This is a genomic window from Roseomonas sp. TS2 (genome assembly GCF_058833935.1).
The window spans coordinates 18,689-27,118 of sequence record NZ_JCACVY010000040.1 but is presented as its reverse complement, the minus strand read 5'-3'; the positions used below and the strand labels follow the sequence as shown (position 1 = coordinate 27,118).

Here is an 8,430-nt window from a genome sequence, read left to right as displayed (position 1 = left end):
CGCCCTCGGCGCGCAGGCGCCGCGCGGCGCGGCGCGCCTCCACCGGCGCCTCCCCGCCGAGCAGGGCGGCGAGCAGGCTGCCCGCCGGGAAGCCGGGCCTCATGTTCGCCCAGGCATAACCGCATTCCCACCCCAGGCTAACTTGTTGACATAAAACAATTCTACTTCGAAAGCTAGCAATCCGTTGACCGGCCAAGCCGCGGTTCTCGACCTATTCGCCCGCCCACAAGGTTGCTCTGCGGCCACTCCCACCTGCCGAGCGGCTCGTACTTCTCCAACGCTGGCCGAACTGTACTTGCACGCGCCTCCTGATCGCAACCGTAGCCAGCTGTATGCTCGATGGATGCGGATATTTGCTTCCGCGGCTGGTCCGGTGCTCACGCAGTTGCTCCGGTCCTAGAAAGGCTATCTGCCAGCCAACGCTTCAACGTGCCGCCCGCGCCTTCAACGCCTGCGCTTGCCTGACACGGGGCACTAGCGATCGCATGCTGGGCCAAGCCCAGGTGCCAGCTGGCGCGCAGATATAAGCAAGCGGGGTAAGGGCTTAAGTCCCGGAGGGAGCGCAGGTCCATCCGGGATTGTCACTGCGATCAAGACGGTGCCCACTCCGGTTCCAACGGCTCATCGTCCCCGCCTTCAGCCATGCTCCACTAAAATCTCGCGCGGACCAGTTAATGGGGGCTGGTCTACGGCAGCCAAGCCTGGGGCGAGGAGGTCGAAGCGCTCGGACGCCCACAGCACGGACTCACCGGCACACGCCAGGATGCCCGCCACCAGCAGGGCATCGGCCGAGGCATGCTCCACGTTGACACTGACCCCCGCGACCTCATGCAGGGCGCCGCGAGCCAAGCCACCATGCGGCATCCCGCCAGTCCGGCGCCGGAATGCTGAAAGCCAGTGTCGGGTGGGCAGATGCATCGCCATGGCCCTCGATACGGGCCACCTGCTCACGCAGTTCATTCAGCAATGCCGCCTTGCCTGGAATCGCCATGGCTCCCTCTATCAACCAAATAGAACATAAAGCGAACAAAAAAGTTTTGGGAAGCCTCCCGTTGGGGGCAGTTAACTCCACGAGGTCGCTTCGGCAGAGCAACCTGGACATTCAGCGATCCAGGCAAGGCGGCAAAAAGGTCTCAGAACACGTATCAGGGACAGTAGAGCTTACGCTGTTGAAAACGTGAAACGGTCCCGAATTGACGGATTAATCTAAATATTTACTAAATTTACCACAGCCTGTGCGCGGAGCGTCCAGGGGCCCCGGTAGGCCTGCCTCAAAGAGACTTCCGCTCCGGAGGGGTCTCAGAAGCCCGTGAGACCCTCACCGATGCACCCTTTCGTGTTTGTCCGCAACGATATCCAAAACGGCTCTGAACTCTGGTTGGGGAACGATTCCGGCGCATCTGTCATGGTGCTGAAGGACATCTGGCCCGGCTCTCACGGATCGGACATCCAGAGCCTGACTGCGGTGATCGGTGGCAAGGCGGTTTTCACGGCGCAGGATCCGCAGCACGGCTACGAGCTTTGGGTGACCGATGGCACGTCCGAGGGCACCTTCCTCCTGTACGACATCAACGACACGGACGGCTCGCAGCGCCCGGCTGGGCTCACCACGCTGTCCGACGGCCGTGTGGTGTTCACCGCCAGCAACTCCAGCAGCGGCAGCGAGCTGTGGGTGACCGATGGTACCCGCGAGGGCACCCGCCTGATGCTCGACATGGCCCCGGGCGCAGACAGCACCGCGTTCACCGGCGCAATCCACCCGCTTGCGGACGGCCGTTTCTACTTCGCGACCAACCTCCCCGCGCCGGGTGAGGACATCGGCGCCACGCTCTGGGTGAGCGACGGAACGTCCGAGGGCACCAAGGCGGTGACCCGGTACTTCGGCGACAACGTGCTGCTCGAGGACGGGCGGATGTTCCTCAACAGCGGAGGCGGCCAGATCACAGTGACGGACGGCACGCCTGAGGGTACGCGGGCCATCGATGGTCTGCCCGATCCCAGTGCGGTCTCCATCGACTTCCTACACCCGGTCGGTGAAGGCAGCGTGCTGATCAAGGTCACCCCGCGCGGCTGGAGCGAGGCCGGACCCAGCATTCCAGGCGGCCTTCAGCTCTACACCACCGATGGGACGACCACCCGCCTGCTGATGCAGGCCGACATGGTGCGGGGCGGATATATCCAGGACCTTGGGGACGGAAGGTCGGTGCTGTCGGTGACGGTTGATGGCGTGCCGCAGGTTTTCGTCACGGACGGGACGGAGGATGGCACGGCAGCGATCCCGAGCGGCGGCCGGTGGGTGCCTGCGGGGGACGGTCAGGCCGTCTCCAGCATGAACGGCGCGATCATGCTTCTTGGTCACGATGGCCTCGACACCCTGATCGGACCGGACGATGCGCAGGGCATGTATCCGACGGCCGTCGCCAAGCTGGCTGACGGAACCTACCTGCTGGAGACCCGGTCCTCAGCTACCAGCGAGACGGTGACTTGGCGTACGGACCTGACCGCCGAGGGCACGCATCTTGCCCCCGACTTGGCGGGCCTCGATCTCTGGAAAGGCAATTTCGTTCCCGTCGGATCGGCTACGGATAGCCCCGTAACGCCGGAGACGCCGACGGACCCGGAGACGCCGACGCTTCCCGTGCATGACTGGGCGGCGGAGATGCCGATCTTCGACAAGGCGTTTTACCTGTCGAAGTATGCCGACGTCGCGGCGGCGGGAACGGACCCGCTTGCGCATTTCATGCAATTCGGCGCGGCCGAGGGGCGCGACCCGAACAGCCACTTCGACGTTTCGTTCTACCTGAACCAGAACCCCGACGTGCTGGCGGCCGGGGTGAACGCTCTCGAGCACTACATGGCGACGGGCTGGAAGGAGGGACGCGACGCCTCCTTCGCCTTCGACAGCGATGCATACCTCGAGGCCAACGCTGACGTGGCGGCCGCCGGGATGAACCCGCTGGAACACTTCCTCCTGCACGGCGAAGCCGAGGGCCGGGACGCGTTCCAGGCGGCACCGAAGACCACCGGGCCACAGAACGCCCTGGTGGACGCCTCCTTCTACTACGCGACCTACGGCGACGTGGCGAAGGAGGGCGTGGATGCCACCCAGCACTTCATGACCTCCGGCTGGAAGGAGGGCCGCGACGCCAACGCATTCTTTGACACGGATTGGTACCTCGCCACCTACCAAAACGTGGCCGAGGCCGGGATGAATCCGCTCGAGCACTACCTCGCGCACGGCGCCGCCGAGCACCGCGCTCCCAGCACGGCCTTCGACGGCGACGCCTACCTCGCCGCCAACGCGGACGTGGCCGAGGCCGGGCTGAACCCGCTCGAGCATTACCTCCAGTACGGCCGGGCCGAGGGGCGCGACATCTTCGCTGCCTGAGTGTGACTGGCCTGCGCCTGCGCGGATCGCCATTTCGGTGGTCCGCACAGGCGCAGGCATCAAGGTGCGGCTGTCCTCTAGCAGGTAGGACAGCCGCAATGCTTGGCACCGTGCATCCCGGAAGGCAGGGCTGGGCGGCACCGAACAGCCTGCGGCGGGCGACGGAGGCCCGGACGAAACCCTCGCGCGCCCTTCCGTGGGCGGGCAAGCCTCTTGCTGCGGAGCCAAGGTCACAATGACCGCTGCGAACACATACATTTACAGAGGTCGCGACGCTGATCAGCAGCCCGGCCTGTGGCTATTGGATGCCGACAGCGGAGAGGCATCCCTTATTCGGAATATGCGGGTTGCCGAGATGGAGGCCATCGGCGGCGGCCGCGTCGTTTTCGTCGGCATGGACAGCGAGCATGGCTGGGAACTCTGGTCCAGCGACGGCACGGCGGAAGGGACCGCCATGATCCGTGACATCAACCAGGCGGACAGGGGCCTACTCTCTGGAATCGCGTCCATTCGCGCCCTGGGTGACGGCAAGGCGGTCTTTACCGCCAGTGACGGTGTGCACGGCGGAGAACTCTGGGTCACCGACGGCACGCCGGACGGTACCAAGATGCTCCTCGACATCACTCCCGGCGCGAAGGGAACGCTGGTGCCGACTCCCGTTCCGCTTGGCAACGGCCTCGCGACTTTCATCGCCGGGGATGGCACGGGTGCCTCCTGGCTTTGGGCAACGGATGGCACCGAGTCCGGGACACGGCGGATCGCCGAATCGCCGCTCCGAGGCAGTGAGTCCCCCTTCGACGCCTTCAACCAGCGTGACTTCACGCCGCTTGGCAACGGTACGGCACTGTATCGGAGCAAGTCCGGCGAGACCTGGGTGACCGACGGGACACCTGAGGGCACCCGCCTCTTCGAGCCTCCGTATGAGGCTGATGGACGCGGTTCCGGTGACATCGTGTCTGACGGCGGCGGGGTGGCTTTTGTCTTTGCGCCTGCGGACGGCACTGCCGTACGGCCGACGAGTGCCATTTGGTCCACAGATGGCACAGTCGGAGGTACCCAGCAGCTGGTGAAGATTCTGGACGATGTGTTCTACGCTACTGCGGAGGCCACCTCGCTGGGTAATGGCAGCACGCTGATACGACTTGGCTCTGGTCCGGAAGGCTTGGTCTTCGTGTCCGACGGTACATATGGTGGGACGAGGCAACTCAGCGGGGGCGATGGCCACTCCACAGGCGGCAACTTCGCACCGGTCGGCGATGGCGCGGCTGTCCGCATCGAGGAAGACTTAGCCACCGGCCTGCGCTCCCTGTGGCTCGTGCGCGAGGACAACAAAATCTTGCTGCGCGAGCAGGGTGATGACGGATTGCTCGGCAGCGACATCGACTGGCGGGAGTTGGGCGACGGGCGGACCATCCTCGCGATCAATGTCGAAGGCCCCTCCGACAGCGATGAGATGTGGATCACGGACGGAACAGCAGCCGGAACCAAGCGCCTCGCAGCGGACGCTAATTTTCACTCCAGGGAGGGAGATGGCACGTTCCATAGGGTCGGCATCTCGGAGCCGGTGACGCCCCCCGTGGTGCTGGAACCCCCGCAGCCCGGCGAGCCGTCTGTGGTAGAGCCACCCATTGCCGAAACGCCAACCGGGGAAACGCGTGATCTCTCGGTGGAGATGGCTCTGTTCGACAAGGCGTTCTACCTCTCGAAGTATGCGGACGTCGCAGCGGCGGGTACGGACCCGCTTGCGCACTTCATGCAGTTTGGCGCGGACGAGGGGCGCGACCCCAACAGTCATTTCGACGTGTCGTTCTACCTGAACCAGAACCCCGACGTGTTGGCAGCCGGGGCGAACGCCCTCGAGCACTACATGTCGGCAGGCTGGAAAGAGGGGCGTGACGCCTCCTTCTCCTTCGATGGGGCGGCTTATCTCGAAGCCAATGCCGATGTGGCGTCCTCAGGCATGAATCCTTTGGAGCATTTCCTCCGTCACGGGGAGGCCGAAGGCCGCGCCGCGTTCCAGGCGGCACCGAAGACCACCGGCCCGCAGAACGCCCTGGTGGATGCCTCCTTCTACTACGCCACCTACGGCGACCTACTACGCCACCTACGGCGACGTGGCGAAGGAGGGTCTGGATGCCACCCAGCACTTCATGTCGGCGGGCTGGACGGAAGGCCGCGACGCCAGCGCATTCTTCGACACGGATTGGTACCTCGCCACCTACCAGGACGTGGCTGAGGCTGGGATGAATCCGCTCGAGCACTACCTCGCGCACGGCGCCGCCGAGCACCGCGCTCCGAGCACGGCCTTCGACGGCGACGCCTACCTCGCCGCCAACGCGGACGTGGCCGAGGCCGGGCTGAACCCGCTCGAGCATTACCTCCAGTACGGCCGGGCCGAGGGTCGCGACATCTTCGCTGCCTGACCGACACCCCGGCGCGGCGGTGTCGCCGCGCCGGGCCTGACCCTCCCCACTCCAGCCTCGGATTGCCCCCGCATGACCGATTCGAACACTTATCCTGACGGCGGCGCCGGAGGTGGCACGGCGAACGGCGGCCTGTCGCTGCTGGACGCCACCACCGGCGGGAGCAGCCTTATCAAGGTGCCTGGGCGGCCCAGTGATCCGACCGCACCTGATCCCGCCCCCGGCGATACACCTGGACCAGCGCGTTTTATCTACGTCTCGATCGACACCGACCATGGTCCGGAACTCTGGGGGACCGACGGTACTGCAGGGGGCGCCCACCTGCTCAAGGACATCTGGCCGGGATCGCACGGATCAGATATTGCCGACCTGACCCGCCTGCCTGATGGGCGCGTCCTGTTCACCGCCCAGGACCCCGAGCACGGCTATGAACTTTGGGTGACCGACGGCACCGCCGACGGAACGGCGTTGCTCTACGACATCAATGACGGGGATGGCTCCCTTCGGCCGGGCAACTTCGCCGCGCTTGCCGACGGCCGTGTCGTCTTCGTGGCGAGCAGCATCGCAACGGGCAGCGAACTGTGGGTGACGGATGGTACCCGCGACGGCACGCACCTGATGCTTGATATGACGCCCGGCGCCGAGGGCACAATCTTCATCAGCGCGATCCATCCCTTGGCCGATGGCAGGTTCATGTTCGGCGCCCTCACGGCCGACGACGCTTCAAGCCCGCGCTCGTCGAAGCTCTGGGTGAGCGACGGGACCGCCGCGGGAACAGTCGCGCTCTCGAGCCTCTCGAGCCATCTCAGCAATGACCAGACCTTGATGGCGTCGGATGGCCGCCTGTTCTTCGAGGAGGGTGACCTCGTCAAAGTGACGGATGGGACACCCGAGGGCACGCACCTCGTCGAGGGGGCTCCAGGGGGGGGACGTGCCCTCTTGCTGGGCCCGATCGGGGACGGGAAGATTCTAATCTCGAGCGTTGCCGACGGCGCTCAGAATTGGAACGCCAGCGGCAAGGACGCCGTCAGCTACTATGTAACGGATGGCACGGACACGCACCTGCTCCTCAAGGCCGATTACAACGGCAAGGGGAACTGGGCGCGGGACATCGGGAACGGGAAGACCGTACTCAACGTGTACGTCGAGGGCGTTGAGCGCCTGATCGTCACGGACGGAACGGAAGCGGGAACGAAGACGCTCCTATCCGGACGCGAGGCCAACCAAGTCTCGTCCTTCGCGTCCCTGGGGGACGGGCGGGCGCTCTTGGTCGAGGGCTACAGTCAGAACGAGCGCAGCCTGAAGCTGTTCGACGGCGAGAGGATGACCGAACTCGCTAGCGGGAACGACCTGCCCGCCTCCGCGAGCGTGTCCGGCGTCGTCCAACTCTCCGATGGTAGCTTTCTCTTCAATGCCGCGCCGAGTTACGCCCCGCAGGTCTGGCGCACGGACCTGACGCCAGGCGGGACGCACATCGTCTCGGAGATGGCGGGCGTGAATCTTGGTGCACGCTTCCTCGAACTCGGCACCACCTCGGAGGGTCCCGGGCCGCAACTCCCCCCGGACCCGCCGATTGAGCCGCCGACCACGGACGATAAGGAGCCGCCTTCCGGTCCATCGGAACCCCACCACGAGTGGTCTCCCGTCAACGCGTTGTTCGACACGACCTTCTACCTCGCGCATAATCCCGACGTGGCGACCGCAGGTGGCGACCCCCTCCAGCACTTCCTGCGCTTCGGCGCCGCCGAAGGCCGCGACCCCAACAGCCACTTCGATGTCTCGTTCTACCTGAACCAGAACCCGGACGTTCTGGCGGCGGGCGTCAACGCGCTCGAGCACTACATGTCGTCCGGCTGGAAGGAAGGTCGCGAAGCGTCCATTGTCTTCGATGGCGATGCCTACCTCGTGGCAAACGCTGACGTGGCCAAGGCAGGGATCAACCCGCTGCTGCACTACCTGCACCACGGTGAGGCCGAGGGCCGCGACGCCTTCCAGGCAACGCCGCATATCACAGGACCACAGAACCCCCTGGTAGACGCCACCTTCTACTACGCGACCTATCAGGACGTGGCGAAGGAAGGCGTGGACGCCACCCAGCATTTCATGGCGTCGGGTTGGAAGGAAGGGCGCGACGCCAATGCCTTCTTCGACACGGACTGGTACCTTGCTACCTACCAGGACGTAGCCAGTGCAGGCATCAACCCCCTCGAGCACTACCTCCAGTTCGGCGCAGCCGAGGGACGCGATCCCAGCGCCAGCTTCGACGGTGATGCTTATCTGGCCAAGCACTTGGACGTGGCACAGGCCCAAGTGAACCCGCTGGTCCACTACGTCCAGCACGGCCAGTTTGAGGGACGCGACATCTTCGTGATCTGACACGAACCAAGCAGGGAACAGGCGGTCGCGAGCGGAGAGCCTGCAGCAGGCCGCCACAATCCGGTACCGAACGTAGTGCGCTTGTTTGCTGGTGCTCCAGCAGGCCAATCCGGAGTTAAGGCCCAATGACTGTGACCAGTACTTACCTCTACAGGGCACTAGGCCGCCGAGGCGGCTTCGCTGGCCTCGGCCGCGTATGGCTCGCAGCCACGCGCTTGCATGCGCAGGCATGATGGCGGCGCC

At 65.1% G+C, this 8,430-nt stretch carries 5 protein-coding genes; 4 read left to right on the top strand and 1 reads right to left on the bottom strand.

Annotated elements, in window-relative coordinates:
• Positions 1-826: 826 nt before the first annotated feature.
• Positions 827-991 (bottom strand): hypothetical protein, encoded by a 165-nt coding sequence (locus ACZJYS_RS09270; RefSeq protein WP_493177398.1) that lies wholly within the window; start codon positions 989-991, stop codon positions 827-829.
• 333 nt (positions 992-1,324) lie between these two features.
• Between ACZJYS_RS09270 and ACZJYS_RS09265 the strand changes: the two genes are divergently transcribed.
• From ACZJYS_RS09265 to ACZJYS_RS09250, 4 genes are all read left to right on the top strand, one after another.
• Positions 1,325-3,388: a hypothetical protein gene (locus tag ACZJYS_RS09265; RefSeq protein WP_493177396.1), complete on the top strand. Its 2,064-nt coding sequence runs from the start codon at positions 1,325-1,327 to the stop codon at positions 3,386-3,388.
• Between the two features lie 235 nt (positions 3,389-3,623).
• The gene (locus tag ACZJYS_RS09260; RefSeq protein WP_493177394.1) at positions 3,624-5,624 is read left to right on the top strand and encodes a hypothetical protein; all 2,001 of its coding nucleotides are present in this window, start codon (positions 3,624-3,626) and stop codon (positions 5,622-5,624) included.
• Between the two features lie 7 nt (positions 5,625-5,631).
• A complete protein-coding gene (locus ACZJYS_RS09255; RefSeq protein WP_493177392.1) occupies positions 5,632-5,811 on the top strand; it encodes a hypothetical protein in 180 nt (59 codons plus the stop codon).
• Positions 5,812-5,883: 72 nt separating this feature from the next.
• Positions 5,884-8,187 carry a hypothetical protein gene (locus ACZJYS_RS09250; protein WP_493177391.1) on the top strand — a complete coding sequence of 768 codons (2,304 nt, stop codon included), beginning with the start codon at positions 5,884-5,886 and terminating at the stop codon, positions 8,185-8,187.
• The last annotated feature ends 243 nt before the right edge of the window (positions 8,188-8,430 follow it).